Source organism: Pseudonocardia sp. ICBG162 (assembly GCF_020496225.1).
GTDB classification, from domain to species: domain Bacteria; phylum Actinomycetota; class Actinomycetes; order Mycobacteriales; family Pseudonocardiaceae; genus Pseudonocardia; species Pseudonocardia alni.
On the sequence record NZ_JAHLJD010000013.1, the window covers coordinates 2,084,666 to 2,099,715 of the forward strand.

At 75.4% G+C, this 15,050-nt stretch carries 15 protein-coding genes; 4 read left to right on the top strand and 11 right to left on the bottom strand.

Features of this window, described 5'->3' with window-relative positions; all coding sequences use genetic code 11:
* Positions 1-71 precede the first annotated feature (71 nt).
* From KPL60_RS12790 to rimP, 9 genes are all read right to left on the bottom strand, one after another.
* Positions 72-1,475, bottom strand: a complete 1,404-nt coding sequence (locus KPL60_RS12790; protein ID WP_226365941.1) for an MATE family efflux transporter — start codon at positions 1,473-1,475, stop codon at positions 72-74.
* Positions 1,472-2,113: a class I SAM-dependent methyltransferase gene (locus KPL60_RS12795; RefSeq protein WP_373324103.1), complete on the bottom strand. Its 642-nt coding sequence runs from the start codon at positions 2,111-2,113 to the stop codon at positions 1,472-1,474. The genes KPL60_RS12790 and KPL60_RS12795 overlap by 4 nt, the downstream gene beginning before the upstream one ends.
* Positions 2,114-2,242: 129 nt before the next feature.
* Positions 2,243-3,241 carry a bifunctional oligoribonuclease/PAP phosphatase NrnA gene (locus KPL60_RS12800; RefSeq protein ID WP_226365942.1) on the bottom strand — a complete coding sequence of 333 codons (999 nt, stop codon included), beginning with the start codon at positions 3,239-3,241 and terminating at the stop codon, positions 2,243-2,245.
* Complete coding sequence (gene rbfA / locus KPL60_RS12805) at positions 3,238-3,684, bottom strand: 30S ribosome-binding factor RbfA (RefSeq protein ID WP_226355806.1); 447 nt, start codon at positions 3,682-3,684, stop codon at positions 3,238-3,240. The genes KPL60_RS12800 and rbfA overlap by 4 nt, the downstream gene beginning before the upstream one ends.
* Before the next feature lie 111 nt (positions 3,685-3,795).
* Complete coding sequence (locus KPL60_RS12810; RefSeq protein WP_226355805.1) at positions 3,796-4,089, bottom strand: DUF503 domain-containing protein; 294 nt, start codon at positions 4,087-4,089, stop codon at positions 3,796-3,798.
* 69 nt (positions 4,090-4,158) lie between these two features.
* Positions 4,159-7,185, bottom strand: a complete 3,027-nt coding sequence (gene infB, locus KPL60_RS12815) for a translation initiation factor IF-2 (RefSeq protein WP_226365943.1) — start codon at positions 7,183-7,185, stop codon at positions 4,159-4,161.
* Positions 7,186-7,282: 97 nt separating this feature from the next.
* Positions 7,283-7,669 carry a YlxR family protein gene (locus KPL60_RS12820; RefSeq protein ID WP_226365944.1) on the bottom strand — a complete coding sequence of 129 codons (387 nt, stop codon included), beginning with the start codon at positions 7,667-7,669 and terminating at the stop codon, positions 7,283-7,285.
* 35 nt (positions 7,670-7,704) lie between these two features.
* Positions 7,705-8,748 (bottom strand): transcription termination factor NusA, encoded by a 1,044-nt coding sequence (gene nusA, locus KPL60_RS12825; protein ID WP_226365945.1) that lies wholly within the window; start codon positions 8,746-8,748, stop codon positions 7,705-7,707.
* Positions 8,745-9,365, bottom strand: coding sequence for a ribosome maturation factor RimP (gene rimP, locus KPL60_RS12830; RefSeq protein ID WP_062401120.1), 621 nt, complete (start codon positions 9,363-9,365; stop codon positions 8,745-8,747). Before rimP ends, nusA begins: the two co-directional genes overlap by 4 nt.
* Before the next feature lie 323 nt (positions 9,366-9,688).
* Between rimP and KPL60_RS12835 the strand changes: the two genes are divergently transcribed.
* Both KPL60_RS12835 and KPL60_RS12840 read left to right on the top strand, forming a co-directional pair.
* Entirely contained in the window at positions 9,689-10,234 is a 546-nt protein-coding gene (locus tag KPL60_RS12835; protein WP_226365946.1) for a hypothetical protein, read from the top strand.
* Positions 10,231-10,713 (top strand): ferritin-like domain-containing protein, encoded by a 483-nt coding sequence (locus tag KPL60_RS12840; RefSeq protein WP_062401114.1) that lies wholly within the window; start codon positions 10,231-10,233, stop codon positions 10,711-10,713. The genes KPL60_RS12835 and KPL60_RS12840 overlap by 4 nt, the downstream gene beginning before the upstream one ends.
* Positions 10,714-10,726: 13 nt before the next feature.
* Here the strand turns inward: KPL60_RS12840 and KPL60_RS12845 are convergent, their stop codons facing one another.
* Complete coding sequence (locus KPL60_RS12845) at positions 10,727-11,794, bottom strand: aminotransferase class V-fold PLP-dependent enzyme (protein WP_226365947.1); 1,068 nt, start codon at positions 11,792-11,794, stop codon at positions 10,727-10,729.
* A 37-nt stretch (positions 11,795-11,831) separates the two neighbouring features.
* On the opposite strand from KPL60_RS12845, the gene KPL60_RS12850 reads away from it, so the two are divergent.
* Both KPL60_RS12850 and KPL60_RS12855 read left to right on the top strand, forming a co-directional pair.
* Complete coding sequence (locus KPL60_RS12850; RefSeq protein WP_208826695.1) at positions 11,832-12,242, top strand: secondary thiamine-phosphate synthase enzyme YjbQ; 411 nt, start codon at positions 11,832-11,834, stop codon at positions 12,240-12,242.
* A 95-nt stretch (positions 12,243-12,337) separates the two neighbouring features.
* Positions 12,338-13,117, top strand: coding sequence for a hypothetical protein (locus tag KPL60_RS12855; RefSeq protein ID WP_226365948.1), 780 nt, complete (start codon positions 12,338-12,340; stop codon positions 13,115-13,117).
* Positions 13,118-13,220: 103 nt separating this feature from the next.
* Here KPL60_RS12855 and KPL60_RS12860 read toward each other — a convergent pair whose 3' ends face one another.
* On the bottom strand, positions 13,221-14,999 hold the full coding sequence (locus KPL60_RS12860; protein WP_226365949.1) for a proline--tRNA ligase: 1,779 nt from the start codon (positions 14,997-14,999) through the stop codon (positions 13,221-13,223).
* Between the last annotated feature and the right edge of the window lie 51 nt (positions 15,000-15,050).

Consider the following 15,050-nt stretch of genomic DNA (forward strand, 5'->3'; position numbering starts at 1 on the left):
CGCCGGGTACGTGGTGTGCCACTCGCCGCGAGGAGCCCGGTGCCGCGCCACCGCCGGTGTGGGACGGACGGTCAGGCCCGGATCTGGCCCGGGACCGCCCAGCGCCCCGACCGTGCCCGCAGCCCCACCGCGACCAGGCGCACCACCATGAACGCGGCGAGCCCGGTCCAGATCCCGGCCAGCCCCCACCCGAACAGCAGCGACAGCCAGATCATCGGCAGGAACCCGCCGAGCGCGGCGAGCAGCGTCGTGGTGCGCAGGAAGGCCGCGTCACCGGCGCCGAGCAGCACGCCGTCCAGGGCGAACACCACCCCGGCGATCGGCTGCAGCGCGGTGAAGAACCACCACGCCGCGGGGATCGCCGCGAGGACCGCCGCGTCGCGGGTGAACACCGGCGGCAGGACGGGGTAGAGCGCGGCGAACAGCACGCCGAACCCGCAGCCGAGCACGAGGCCGTAGCGGGTGACCCGGGCGGCGAGCGCCCGCGCCGGTCCGGTGTCCGCACGGTCGCCGTCCGTGCCGTGTTCGCCGTCCGCACCGTGCTCGCCGTCCGCGCCACCCAGGGCGGCCCCGACCAGCGACTGCGCCGCGATCGCGACCGCGTCGAGCACCAGGGACTGGAACACCCACAGCTGCAGCACGATCTGGTGCGCGGCGACGGACTCGGACCCGAACCGGGCGGCGACCGCCGTCGCGGACAGGAAGCAGGCCTGGAACCCCAGCGACCGCACGATCAGGTCGCGGCCCATCGTCGCCTGGGAACGGAGCACCGCGGTGTCCGGGGCGAAGCGGACCGGGTCACCGGCGGGGGCGCGCCGTCGTTCGACGACCAGCGCCCGCAGGAACAGCGACGCGGCGACGGCCTGCCCCGCGACGTTCGCGATCGCCGAGCCCTCCAGCCCCCAGCCCGCCCAGTCCCCCGCCCCGTGCACCAGCAGCGGGCAGAGCAGAGCGGACAGCAGGTTGCCGCCGATCACGATCCACATCGGGCGACGGGTGTCCTGCACCCCGCGCATCCAGCCGTTGCCGGCCAGCGTCACCAGGACCAGCGGGGCGCCGAGCAGCGCGATCCGCAGCCACGACACCGCGCCCTCGGCGATCACCGGGTCCCCGGCGAGCAGCCCCGCCAGCGGTGCCGCGGCGAGCTGTCCGAGCACCACGACCAGCAGCCCGACGCCCAGCGCCAGCCAGGTCGCCTGCACGCCCTCCGCCACCGCGGCCGACCGGCGCCCGGCGCCGTAGAACCGGGACGCGCGCGCCGTCGTCCCGTAGGACAGGAACGTCAGCTGGGTCGTGACCTGCGCGAACAGCACCGCGGCGACGGCGAGCGAGGCCAGCGGCAGCCCACCCAGCCGTCCGACGACGGCCGTGTCGACCAGCAGGAACAGCGGCTCGGCCGCCAGCACCGGGAGCGCGGGCAGGGCGAGCCGGAGGATGTCACGGGGCCCGCCCGCGATGGGGGCGGGCCGGGTCACCGACGGGGACGACGGCAGAGGAAGCAGAACGCGGGCGGCAGGTTGCGCCACACCGTACGGGTCATCACGACCTCGTCGAACGTGTCGTGCAGGGCCGCCTTGAACCGCCGCGCCGAGGGCATCGGCAGGGTGTGGGAGTAGGCGAACGTCGCGAACGCGCCGGTCTCCCCCACCGCCCCGACGACCTGGTCGAGGATCTCCTGCTGCATCGTCCGGTCGAACAGCGACCAGGGCAGCCCGGAGATCACCGCGTCGACCGAGGTGATGTCGCGCTCGGCGAGCAGCGACCCCAGCTTGCGGGCGTCACCGTTCACGACCTCGACGCCCGGGTGGCGGTCCTGCAGGAAGCGGGCCATCCGCGGGTCGAGCTCGACGGCCAGGTGCCGGCCCTCCGGCGGGAGCCGCCTGCCGACCTGCGTGGTGACGGCGCCGGTGCCCGGCCCCAGCTCCACGACGACCGGCGCGCCGTGCCCCGGCGCGATACGGGCCAGCTTCGCCGACAGCCGCGGCGAGCTCGGCCACACCGCACCCACCTGGGCCGGGTTGCGCAACCAGGCCCGGAGGAACTCCGGCCACCCGCTGGGCTCGTTGCCGTGACTGTCGTCGCCCCCGCGGGCCGCAGCGGGCTCGGATCGCACCGCACACCTCCTGGTCTCGCGGGACACGCTACGTGCCCCGGTGCCGCGACACCGGACCGCCCCGAGGTCCACCCGATCGTGGTGTCGCGGCGATGTACCCCGGATGAACCCGATCAACCGGGCACGTGCTCAGCGGGCCAGCTCCGCCCGGAGCAGCTCCAGGAGCCCGTCGCGGGTACCGGAGCGTTCGAACCCGGCGGCACCGGTGTGCCCGCCACCGCCGAGCGCCGTCGCCACCCGGGACAGGTCCGGGGACCCGTTGCCGCGCAGCGACACCGACCACTCCCCCGGCGCCGTCTCGGTCAGCAGCGCCGCCACCCCGCCCCCGGCCGCGGCCTGCAGCGGCCCGACCAGGGCGACCGTGCGGTCGCGGAACCGGGTCGCGGTCGCCACGTCGACGGCGGCCCACACCAGGTCCGCCCCCGCGGCGACGCCCGCCTCCCGGTGGGCCCCGGCCAGCACCGTGGCCTGCGCGGCGAGCCACGCGAACGGCACCGGACCGCCGATGTCACGCAGCAGCGGAGCGGGCTCGACGCCGGCGTCGACGAGCTCGGCGCCCAGCCTGAGCGCCTCCGCACCGCCGCGCCGGAAACCACCGGTGTCGGTGTAGAGCCCCGCGAACAGGGACCGGGCGAGGACCGCGTCCAGCGGGGTGCCCAGCTCGGCGAGCACCGCCCGGACGAGCGTCACCGTCGCCGGGGCGCCCGGGTCGACGAGGTACCGGTCCGTGAACGCCACGAACGACGCGTGGTGGTCCACCGCCAGCGACGACCCGGCCGTGTCCAGCACCGGCTCCAGGTCCCCCAGCCGGGGGGACGACGAGATGTCGCAGCAGACCAGCAGGTCCGGCGCGCGCGGCGCGTCCACCGAGGCGACGACCAGCCCGTCGGGGTCGAGGGTGTCGACCAGCCCGGCGGGCACCGGGTCCGGCCCGCCGAATGACACGGTGACCGGGGTCCCCGCGCGGTGCAGCGCCGTGGCCAGGGCCAGGGCGCTGCCCGCGGCGTCCGCGTCGGGCCGGACGTGCCCGACCACGAGCACGTCACGGGCCCGGCGCAGCACCGCCGCGGCCCCGGCCGGATCGACCGGACCGGGACCCGGGACGGTCTCGTGCGCGCCGCTGGTCACTCGGCGTCGGTCTCCCGCGGGGCCTTGTACGGGTCCGCCTCCCCCGCCGGCGACGCCGTGGCCGCCAGCCGGGCCACCTCCTCGTCGGAGGCGCGGGTGCGGGCCAGCAGCTCCTCCATCCGGCGGGCCGTGTCCGGCACCGCGTCCAGCACGAACGCGAGGCTCGGCGTGTGCCGCACCCCGGTCTGCTGTCCCACCCGGCTGCGGAGCACCCCGCTCGCGCTCTGCAGCGCGGCGGCGGCCCCCGCGGTGTCCGGCTCCTCCTCCAGCGAGGCACCCATGACCGTGTAGAACACGGTCGCCTCGCGCAGGTCGCCGGTGACACGGGTGTCGGTGATCGTCACCATCGCCAGCCGCGGGTCCTTCACCTCGTGCTCGAGGGCCTCCGCGACGATCTGCGAGATCCGCTTCGCGAGCTTGCGCGCGCGGGCCTGGTCGACCATGTCCTGCTCCTTCCAGCGGGTCGTGCGAGCCCGAGTCTAGGCACGGGTCGCGGGGTCACGCCGCGTTCGATTCTCGGTCCTGCTGGTCCGTCCCCCGGCCACCGCCGGGGCTCAGTCCTCGTCGGGGCCGAACAGCCGGGTCCGGGCCGACAGCAGCTCCAGCTCGGGGCGGGCGGCCACCAGCCGCTCGCACCGCTCCAGCAGGGCACGGACGTGCCCCGCGTCGGCGGCGACACAGCTCACCCCGATCAGCGCACGCCGGTGCAGGTCCAGATGGCCCGCCTCGGCCGCCGCCACCTCGAACCGGCGCAGCTCGGCCAGCAGCGGACGCACCGCCGAGCGCTTCTGCTTCAGCGACCGGACGTCGCCGAGCAGCACGTCACACTCCAGGGAGCCGACGTACACACACACCTCCGCTGACGCCGACGGGGCGGCCGGTGACCGGCCGCCCCGTCGGAGCGCGTTCGTCAGCCGCTAGTCGCGCGGCTTCTCCCGCATCTCGAACGTCTCGATGACGTCGTCGACCTTGATGTCGCCGTAGGTACCGAGCGTCAGACCGCACTCGAAGCCCTCGCGGACCTCGACCACGTCGTCCTTGAACCGGCGCAGCGACGAGATCGGGAGGTTCTCGTGGATCACCTTCGAGTCGCGCAGCAGGCGCGCCCGGGCGTTCCGGCGGATCTCCCCACCCATCACCAGGCAACCGGCGATCGTGCCGAACTTCGAGGACTTGAAGACCTCGCGGACCTCCGCGCGGCCCAGCTCGACCTCCTCGTACTCCGGCTTGAGCATGCCCTTGAGGGCCGCCTCGATCTCGTCGATCGCCTGGTAGATCACCGAGTAGTAGCGGATCTCGACGCCCTCGCGGTTGGCCAGCTCCGTGGCCTTGCCCTCGGCACGGACGTTGAAGCCCATGACGATGACGTTGTCCGCGATGGCGAGGTTGATGTCGCCCTCGGTGATACCGCCGACGCCGCGGTGGATGACCCGCAGCTCGACCTCCTCACCCACGTCCAGCTTCATCAGGGCTTCCTCGAGCGCCTCGACGGTGCCCGAGTTGTCACCCTTGATGATCAGGTTGAGGGTGTTGGTCTCCTTCAGCGCGGCGTCCAGGTCCTCCAGGCTGACGCGCTTGCGACGGCTCGCCAGCTCGGCGTTGCGCTCACGGGCGCGGCGCCGGTCGGCGATCTGGCGGGCCACCCGGTCCTCGTCCACGACGAGGAACGTGTCGCCCGCACCCGGCACCGACGTCAGACCGATGACCTGCACCGGACGCGACGGGAGCGCCTCGGTGACGTCCTGGCCGTGCTCGTCGACCATGCGCCGGACGCGCCCGGAGGCGTCGCCGGCCACGACCGAGTCGCCGACCCGGAGCGTTCCGCGCTGGACCAGCACCGTGGCCACCGGGCCGCGACCGCGGTCCAGGTGACCCTCGATGGTGACGCCCTGCGCCTCCATCTCGGGGTTGGCCCGCAGGTCGAGCGCCGCGTCGGCGGTCAGCAGGACCGCCTCCAGCAGACCCTCGATGTTGGTGCCCTGCTTCGCGGAGATGTCGACGAACATGGTGTCGCCGCCGTACTCCTCGGCCACCAGGTTGTACTCGGTGAGCTGCTGGCGGATCTTCTGCGGGTTCGCACCCTCGACGTCGATCTTGTTGACCGCGACGACGATCGGCAGACCGGCCGCCTGCGCGTGGTTGATCGACTCGACGGTCTGCGGCATCACGCCGTCGTCCGCCGCCACCACGATGACCGCGATGTCGGTGGACTTCGCACCACGGGCACGCATGGCGGTGAACGCCTCGTGACCCGGGGTGTCGATGAACGTGATGAGCCGCTCCTCGCCCTCGAGCTCGGCCGCGACCTGGTAGGCGCCGATGTGCTGGGTGATGCCGCCGGCCTCGCCCTCGCGGACGTTCGCCTTGCGGACCGTGTCCAGCAGCCGCGTCTTACCGTGGTCGACGTGACCCATGACGGTCACGACCGGCGGACGGGCCTCGAGCGCGTCCTCGTCGCCCGGGTCACCGAACTCGATGTCGAACGACTCCAGCAGCGCACGGTCCTCCTCCTCGGGGGAGACGACCTGCACGCGGTAGTTCATCTCCTGGCCGAGCAGCTCCAGGATCTCGTCCGAGACCGACGCGGTGGCCGTGACCATCTCACCGAGGTGGAACAACACCTGCACCAGCGAGGCCGGGTTGGCGTTGATCTTCTCGGCGAAGTCGGTCAGCGACGCGCCACGCGGCAGCCGGATCGTCTCGCCGTTGCCCTTGGGCAGGCGGACGCCGCCCACCGAGGGCGCGGCCATGGCGTCGTACTCCTGGCGCTTCTGCCGCTTCGACTTGCGACCCTTGCGGGCCGGACCGCCGGGACGGCCGAACGCACCCGCGGCACCGCCGCGACCACGCGCACCGCCACCACCGGGACGACCGCGGAAACCGCCGCCGGCCGGGGGCGGACCACCGGGACCGCCGCCACCGGGACGGAAACCGCCGCCACCGCCACCGGGACGACCGCCACCGGGGCCACCACGGCCACCGCCGGGGCCACCACGACCGCCGCCGGGGCCACCACGGCCACCGGCACCGGCGCCGGGACGACCCGCAGCCGGACGCGCGGGCATCATGCCCGGGTTCGGCCGCGGAGGCATGTTGCCCGGGTTCGGACGGGGACCGCCCGCACCCGGAGCGCCGCCCGGACGGGGCGGACGCGGCGGGGCCTCACCGGAACGCGCGGCCGGAGCCTCGGGACGGCCGCCGCCCTGCTGGCCGCCACCGCCCTGCTGGGGCTGCGGCGGGCCGGGACGCGGGCCCGGCTTGGGCGAACCCTGGCCGACGCCGAACGGGTTGTTGCCGACGCGCGGCTGGCGCGGGCCCGGACGGGCGCCACGCTCACCGGGCTGACCGGCGGGACGCGGGGCGCCACCGCCCTGACCACCCTGTCCCTGGCCCGGACGGGGCGCGGGGGCGGGCTTCGGCGCGGCCGGACCCGGCTTCGGGGCCGCCGGACCGGGCTTCGGCGCGGCGGACCCGGGCCGCGGCGCGGCCGGGGCCTCGGCGGCCGCGGCGGGGGTCTCGACGGCCGGAGCCGCCGGGGCCTGCGGGCCGGGCTTGGGCGCGGCCGGTCCCGGCTTCGGGACGTCGGTGCGCGCCGCCGGCTGCGCCGGCGACGGGGCACCCGGGGTGGGTGCCGCGGGGGCCGGCGGACCCGGACGCGGGCCGGGCTTGGGGGCCGGACCCGGGGTCGGGCGCGACGGCGACGGGGCGCCGGAGCCACCGGCGCGCGGACGACCGCCACCGGGCGCGCCGGAACCGCGGCGCTGACCGCCGGCGGCGCCCCCACCGGAGGCCATCGCGTCGCGCAGCTTGCGCGCGACCGGGGCCTCCACGGTGGAGGAGGGGGACTTCACGTACTCCCCCAGGTCCTGCAGCTTGCTGAGGACCTGCTTACTGCTGATTCCGAGCTCTTTCGCGAGCTCGTGCACGCGGGCCTTGCCTGCCACTGCTCTCCTCATCCTGACCGGAGGCCGGGCGGCAGCATCCCGCTCGACCTCGAACCTAGTGTCGAAGCACGTTCATGGTGCGATCTTCACTGCTGGCTCATGACTGGTCGACCTTGCTTTCTTCCGATGACGGGTCCGAGAGGTTCCCGGGCCCCAGCGGGTCGCGCGGCTCCTGCAGCCACCGCCTGACGGCGGCGACGTCCGGTGCCGAACGGACGCGTAACGCCCGGGCGAACGCCGAGCGTCGCTCGGCCCTGTCCAGGCACCCCGTCGAGAGGTGCAACCAGGCACCCCGTCCGGGGAGACGGCGGCGCGGATCCGGAATGCAACGTCCGTTCTCCACGACCACCCGCAACAGTACGTCGGCCCGTTCCCGGGTCCGGCACCCCACACAGGTCCGGATCGGAACCGACCGGGTGTGCGTGGGCGACGGTCCGCGACCGCGGGCCGATGACGAGTGTAGCGCAGGGCGATCGTCGGGCATTCCCTCGCCCGACCCCTGCTGTTGATCTCCGTCGGTCAGGACGGCTCCCCGGCGGGGTCGGCCGGCCCACCGTCGGGGGTGACCGGGTCGCGCGGGTCGGCGTCGCTGCGGATGTCGATCTTCCAGCCGGTGAGCCGGGCGGCGAGACGGGCGTTCTGCCCCTCCTTGCCGATCGCCAGCGACAGCTGGAAGTCCGGCACGACGACGCGGGCGATCCGGGCGCGCTCGTCGAGCACGGTCACCGAGACCACCTTCGACGGCGAGAGCGCGTTGCCGACGAACTCGGCCGGGTCCTCGGACCAGTCGATGATGTCGATCTTCTCGCCGGCCAGCTCGCCCATCACACCGCGCACCCGGGCGCCCATCGGGCCGATGCAGGCGCCCTTGGCGTTGAGCCCGGAGCGGGTCGAGCGCACCGCGATCTTGGACCGGAACCCGGCCTCACGGGCCACCGAGACGATCTCGACGGAGCCGTCGACGAGCTCGGGCACCTCGAGGGCGAACAGCTTCCGCACCAGGTTCGGGTGGGTCCGCGAGAGCGTGATCGAGGTGCCCCGCGGGCCGCGGTTCACGCCGATGACGAAGCAGCGGATCCGGTCGCCGTGCCGGTAGACCTCACCCGGCACCTGCTCGGCGGCGGGCAGCACGGCCTCGGTGCCGCCGGAGAGCTCGACCACGACGACGCCGCGGGCGTTGGCGCGCGCGTCGCGCTGCACGATGCCCGCGACGACCTCGCCCTCCTTGGTGGAGAACTCGCCGTAGGTGCGTTCGTGCTCGGCGTCGCGCAGCCGCTGCAGGATGACCTGGCGGGCGGTGGTCGCCGCGATGCGGCCGAAGCCCTCCGGGGTGTCGTCGAACTCCGGGCCGGGGGTGCCGTCCTCGGAGGCGTCGGCCGCGTCGCGGACCATGACCCGCACCACACCGGTCTTGCGGTCGATGTCGACGCGGGCGTCCGGGTGGTGGCCGTCGGTGTGCCGGTAGGCGGTGAGCAGCGCCGTCTCGATGGCCGAGAGGACCGTCTCGAACGGGATCTCCTTGTCCCGCTCGATCGCGCGCAGCGCGGGGATGTCGACGTTCACCGGTTCTCCTCGTCGCGGACGGTCTCGACGGCGCCGCCGTCGTGGTTCGTGGGGGCCCCGTCGGCCCCGTCGGTGCTGCCGGACAGCGCGTCCGGGTCGAGCAGTGCGGTCTCGGCGGGCGGTGCGGGCTTGAACTCGACCTGCACCTGGGCGTGCCGGATCCCGGCGAGCGGGATCTCCCGCCGTTCCGGCGCCTTCCGGCCGGGGACCGCGACGGCGACCGTGTCGCCGTCGAGCCGGCCGACCCGGGCCTCGACGACGGTGCCGTCGGTCAGGGTGATCCGCGCCAGGCGCAGGTAGGCCCGCCGCCAGTGCCGGGGCTCGGTGAGCGGCCGGTCGATCCCGGGCGAGGTCACCTCGAGCGTGTACGAGCCCTCGATGAGGTGCTCGTGCGGGTCCAGCTCTGCGGCCGCGGAGCGGCTGAGCCGGGCGATGACGTCGAGGTCGATGCCGGTCGCGGGCGAGGACTCGGGCAGGTCGACGACGAGCTTGACCGAGTGCCGTCGCCCGGCGGTGCGGACCTCCACGGCGTCGATCTCCAGCCCGGCCCCGTGGACCACCGGCTCGAGCACGCCGCGCAGCTGGTCTGCCAGCTGTGCGGGGTCCGGACTGCGCATCGGGTGACTCTCCTCGTGTCAGGGTGCCCGCCGCGGTGGCGACCGGTCGGCGGGGCTTCGGGTGGGCGTCGATCGTGGTGCCGTGACCGCCGGTGGGCGGGCACGTCGGACGCGTGCGGACGGCATGCGACGTCGGCGCCGCACACCGCGACGCGTCCGGCCGGGACCGGACGGTGCCGGTGACGGTTGGGGACGGCCGACGAGCCTAGCGCGTCGGCCCGGCGGGCCGCCGGTCGGTGGCCCGTCGGTGGGCGGTCGTCCGCGGCCCGGGCGGGCACGGTCGGTGCCGGGCGGCCCGGCACGTGCTGGCAGCATGACCCGACGTGAACGACCGCGAGCCATCCGTGTCGCCCCGGGTGTCCCCGGCCGGGCCGCCGCCGTCGGTGGCCCCGTCGCCGGTGACCCGCCGCGGCGGTGTCCGCCCGACGCGGCGTCAGGTGCTGGCCACCGCGGCCGCGGTGGTCGCGACGGTGCCGCTGGCGGGCTGCTCGAGCGCGACGACGCGCACCGAGGACGCCTTCGACGCCCTGCTCGCGCTCGCCGACGCCGCCCGGTCCGACGCCGCGCTGATCGTCGCCGCGGTGACCGGCGACCCGTCGCTCGCGGGCCGGCTGGAGCCGCTGCGCGCAGCCCGGATGGAACACGCCGCCGCGCTGGACCAGGCGGGCGGGCGCACCCCGGGCCAGATCGCCGCCCCCGCGACACCGCCGTCGGGTGACCTCGCCGCGGTGCGCGACGCCGTCGCCGGGTCGGCCCGCAGCGCGGGCGAGGTCGTCCCCCGCGCCTCGGCGCTGCAGGTGGGCCTGGTCGCCGAGGTCGCCGCCTGTTGCGCCACCTACGCGGCCGTCCTGACCGGGGCGCCGGCGTGAGCGCGGGTCCGCGGCCGCGGCAGTCCTCCGACGACGAGCCGCAGGTCCCCCAGGTCACCGTCGAGGCACTGCAGCGGGCACTCGCCTGCGAGCACGCGGCGCTGTGGGCGTACAAGATGGCGCTCGCGTTCATCCCCCCGGAGTGGGCGACCCGGGCCCGCGGCGACATCGAGGCCCACACCACCCTGCGCGGCCAGATCACCCAGACCCTGTCCGACATCGGGCAGCGGCCGGTCTCGGCGCAGCCGGCGTACGCGGCCCCGCAGCCCGTCGTCGACGGGGTGTCGGCCGGGGCGCTGCTGGTGTCGGCCGAGACCGACGCGATCGCCGCCTGGCGGTCGGTGACCGAGCGGTCGTCGTCGGTCCCGCTGCGCGAGGCCGGGCTGAAAGCGATGGTCGAGTGCACCGGCCGGCTCGCGTACTGGCGCGGGGTCACCGAGCGGTCCCCCGTCGTGCCGGTGTTCCCCGGTCGCAGCTGAGGGGTCGCGGCGCTCAGCGGAGCGCCGCGGCGGCCGCCTCGACGTCGTCGGGGGTGGTCGACAGGTGGAACGCCAGCCGGGCGGCCCCGTCGCGCACGGCTGCGGTGATCCCGGCCGCGGCCAGCCGGTCGGCCGCCCCTTCGGCGCGCACCGACACGATGGCCGACCCGGCCGGCGGCATCCCGAGCCGCTCGCGCAGGGTGTCGGCGAGACCGACACAGTGCGCGCGCAGGCCGTCGGCGTCGAGCGAGGCCAGCCAGGGCAGCGTCACCGCGGCTCCGGCGTGGGCGAACCAGACCGGGGCCTCCTCGCCGCCGGCCGGTCCGGGCAGCGCGGGCGGGTCCGGGGTGTAGAGCCCGCCGCCCCACCGGTCCCGGGTGCCGTACCAGCCCGCGGAGTGCGGGACGGGCTCCGGCCAGCGCGACCCGGCGGGCGGCCCGTCGACCCAGGACGGACGACGGGCCAGCCAGGCGGTGCCGCGCGGCGCGAGCAGCCACTTGTACCCGGCCCCGACGACGGCGTCGGCGTCGTGCAGGCGCAGCGGGAGCCACCCGGCGGCCTGGGTGACGTCGAACAGCAGCCGCACGCCGCTGCGGGCGCGGGCGGCGAGCAGCGCGTCGACGTCGGCGATCGCGCCGTCGGCGGACTGCACCACCGACACCGCGACGAGGTCGTGGTCACCGGCGTGGGCCGCCAGCTCCGGGAGCGGCACCTCGGTCACCCGGACCCCGCGGTGGGCCTGCACCGCGAACGGCCGGGTCACCGAGGAGAACTCGCCGCGGGCGACGAGCACGCGGGTGCCGTCGGGCACCGACGCGGCGAGCGGACCGATCAGGCCGGAGGTCGTGGCGCCCTGCGCGACGTCGGCGACCGGCACCCCGGTGATCGCGGCGAACCCGGCGCGGGCCGCCTCGACGTCGTCGTCGAAGTCCTTCGGCGAGGCCGCGCCGACCGCCCAGCGCGCCACGACGTCGGCGACCACCGCCGACGCCCGTCGCGGCGGGATGCCGATGCTCGCGGTGTTCAGGTAGCCGGGCCGGTGTGGCAGTTCCCACCCGGCGAAGGTGACGGTGTCGTCCACGCTGCCCGAGCGTAGTGAGCGTCCTAGTGTCTCCGGCGTGCACAGCGAGCTGATCGAGATCCGGACCGGTTCCGAGGAGACCGTCGTGGACCTGACGCACCGGATCGAACGCTTCCTGTCCGACTGCGGTGCCGGTGACGGCCTGCTCAACGTCTTCGTGCCGCACGCGACGGCAGGCATCGCCGTCATCGAGACCGGCGCGGGCAGCGACTCCGACCTGCTCGAGCATCTGCGCGAGCTGCTCCCCGCCGACGACCGGTGGCGGCACCGGCACGGCAGCTCCGGGCACGGGCGCGACCACGTACTGCCCGCGTTCGTGCCGCCGTCGACGACGGTGCCGGTGATCGACGGCCGCCCGGCGCTGGGGACCTGGCAGTCGATCTGCCTGGTCGACACCAACATCGACAACCCGACGCGGTCGGTGCGGCTGACGCTGCTGCCGGGCTGAGCCCCGCCGCACGCCCCGGACCGCCGGGCGACCACGGCCGCCCGCCCGACGGAACACCGCACCGGGGTCGCGCGACACCGCCGTACGCTGCGCCGGTGACCTCCGGCCGGACGACGACGACCGACCGCCCGGCTCCCGCGACACCGTCGCGCCCGGGCGCCCCCTCCCCCGGTTCCGGGCGACGGCTGCGTCCCGCGCTGGCCGCCGCCGTCGCCGTGCTGGTCGTGGCCGGCGCGGTGGCCGGGCTCGGCGGCATCCGCCCGGGCTCCACCACCGCCACCCCGGCCGGATCGGCCGGACCGGCCGCCCCCGCACCCGCCCCGGCCGCGGAGCCCGCCGCGTTCGCCGTCACGCCCCCGCCCGGATGGACGGCCCCGACCGCCGGCGCGCCCGCCCTGGACGTGTTCGGGGTGCCGTTCGCCCGGCTCGGCGAGGCGCCGCCGTTCGCCGCGGGCGACTGCCCCGTCGGCGCCGCGCCGCGCGGGGTCGCCGCGGCCGCACTCGTCGCCGTCCCGGCCGGGACGACGGTCGAGCAGGCCGCGCAGGCCTTCGCCCGCGGCGCCGGGGAGTCGGCCTACGCCGGCTCCGCTCCGCAGGTGGCGGTCGGGCCGCCCGGACCGCGCCCGGGCAGCGGTGAGCCGGGGACGTGGGTCGAGGCCACGGTCCGCACCGACGGCACCGCATCGGGGGCCGGCGGGTGCCGCGCCACCGACGGCGCGGTCGGGGTGCTGGCGGTCCCCCGCACCCAGGCCCGGGACGGGTCGGTCGGCGTCGCGATGCTGGTCGTCGCCGCGGACGCGGGCGGCGGCCCGGGCGACGCGGTCCCCCGCTCGGCCCTCACCGACCTCGCCGCCTCGGCGGTCCGCCCCGGCTGACCCCCGCCTGGTTCGCACGAACGGGCCCTTCGTACGAAGGGTTCGTACGAAGGGCCCGTTCGTGCGGACGCGGGGTGGCGGCGGCGCGGGGTGGCGGTGCCGCTCAGGCCCCGCGGACGATCCCCGCGACGAGCTCGGCGGCACCGGCGCGGTCGATCTCGCTCCGCTCGCCGGTGGCGCGGTCCTTGAGCTCCAGCTTCCCGTCGGCGAGCCCCCGCCCGACGACGACGATCGTCGGGACCCCGATCAGCTCGGCGTCGGCGAACTTCACGCCGGGGCTGGCCTTGCGGTCGTCGAGGACGACCGACAGGCCGTGGGCCTCCAGCTCGGCGGCGACGGCCTCGCCGCCCTCCAGCAGCTCCGCGGACTTGCCCGCGACGACGACGTGCACGTCGAACGGCGAGACCGAGCGCGGCCACACGAGGCCGGAGCCGTCGTGGGACTGCTCGGCGACCGCGGCGACCAGCCGGGACACGCCGATGCCGTAGGAGCCCATCGTGATCCGGACCGGCTTGGAGTCCGGGCCCAGCGCGTCGAGGGAGAAGGCGTCGGCGTACTTGCGGCCGAGCTGGAAGATGTGCCCGATCTCGATACCGCGGGCGGCCTCCAGCACGCCGGTGCCGTCCGGGGACGGGTCCCCGGCGCGCACCTCGGCGGCCTCGATCGTGCCGTCCGGGGTGAAGTCGCGGCCCGCGACGAGGTCGACGACGTGGTGGTCGGACTTGTCCGCACCGGTGACCCAGGCGGTGCCGGTGACGATCCGCGGGTCGACGAGGTAGCGGACGCCGTTCGCGGCGAGCGCGCCCGGGCCGATGTAGCCCTTCACGAGGAACGCGTTGCGCGCGAAGTCGGCCTCGTCGAGGAGCTCGACCTGGGCCGGCTCCAGCGCGGCCTCGAGGCGCTTCATGTCGACCTCGCGGTCGCCGGGGACGCCGATCCCCAGCAGCTCCCACTCGGCCGCGCCCGGCTGCCGCGTCTTGACCAGCACGTTCTTCAGCGTGTCGGCCGCGGTGAAGGTCCGCTCGGCGCCGAGGCTCGTTCCGCTGACGCTGCTCTCGCGGTGCGCGTTGAGGAAGTCGACCAGCGACTCGATGGTCGGGGTGTCCGGGGTGTGGTGCACCTGTGCCGCGGGCAGCCCGTCGAGCGGGATCGCCGGGGGCGCGGGCGTCGTGACGGCCTCGACGTTGGCCGCGTAGCCGCCGGGACCGCGGACGAAGGTGTCCTCACCGGTCTCGGACTCGGCGAGGAACTCCTCCGACGCCGACCCGCCCATCGCACCCGAGGTCGCGGACACGATCACGTAGCGCAGCCCGAGCCGGTCGAAGATCTTCACGTAGGCGTCGCGGTGCTTGCGGTAGGACTCCGACAGGCCCTCGTCGGTGAGGTCGAAGGAGTAGGAGTCCTTCATGAGGAACTCGCGGCCGCGCAGGATGCCCGCGCGGGGCCGCTCCTCGTCGCGGTACTTGTTCTGGATCTGGTACAGGATGACCGGGTAGTCCTTGTACGACGAGTACTCGCCCTTGACCGCGAGGGTGAACAGCTCCTCGTGGGTCGGGCCGAGCAGGTAGTCACCGCCCTTGCGGTCCTTCAGGCGGAACAGGTTCGGGCCGTACTCGGTCCACCGGTTCGTCGCCTCGTAGGGCTCGCGCGGCAGCAGCGCCGGGAACTGGATCTCCTGGCCGCCCATGGCGTCCATCTCCTCGCGCACCACGTTCTCGATGCGGCGGAGCACCTTGAGACCGAGCGGGAGCCAGGAGTACACGCCCGGGGCCACGCGACGGACGTAACCGGCGCGGACCAGCAGCTTGTGGCTGGGTACCTCCGCGTCGGCCGGGTCCTCACGCAGGGTGCGCAGGAACAGCGACGACATCCGGGTCAACACCTGCAGAAGGGTAGCGAGGGACCCCGGAGCCGCTCATCCCGGTTCCGGAGC

Bases quoted from the DNA above. Each gene is read 5' to 3' on its own strand.
- rbfA (WP_226355806.1), bottom strand. From the start codon at position 3,684: ATGGTCGACCAGGCCCGCGCGCGCAAGCTCGCGAAGCGGATCTCGCAG.
- KPL60_RS12820 (WP_226365944.1), bottom strand. From the start codon at position 7,669: ATGCCCGACGATCGCCCTGCGCTACACTCGTCATCGGCCCGCGGTCGC.
- rimP (WP_062401120.1), bottom strand. From the start codon at position 9,365: ATGCGCAGTCCGGACCCCGCACAGCTGGCAGACCAGCTGCGCGGCGTG.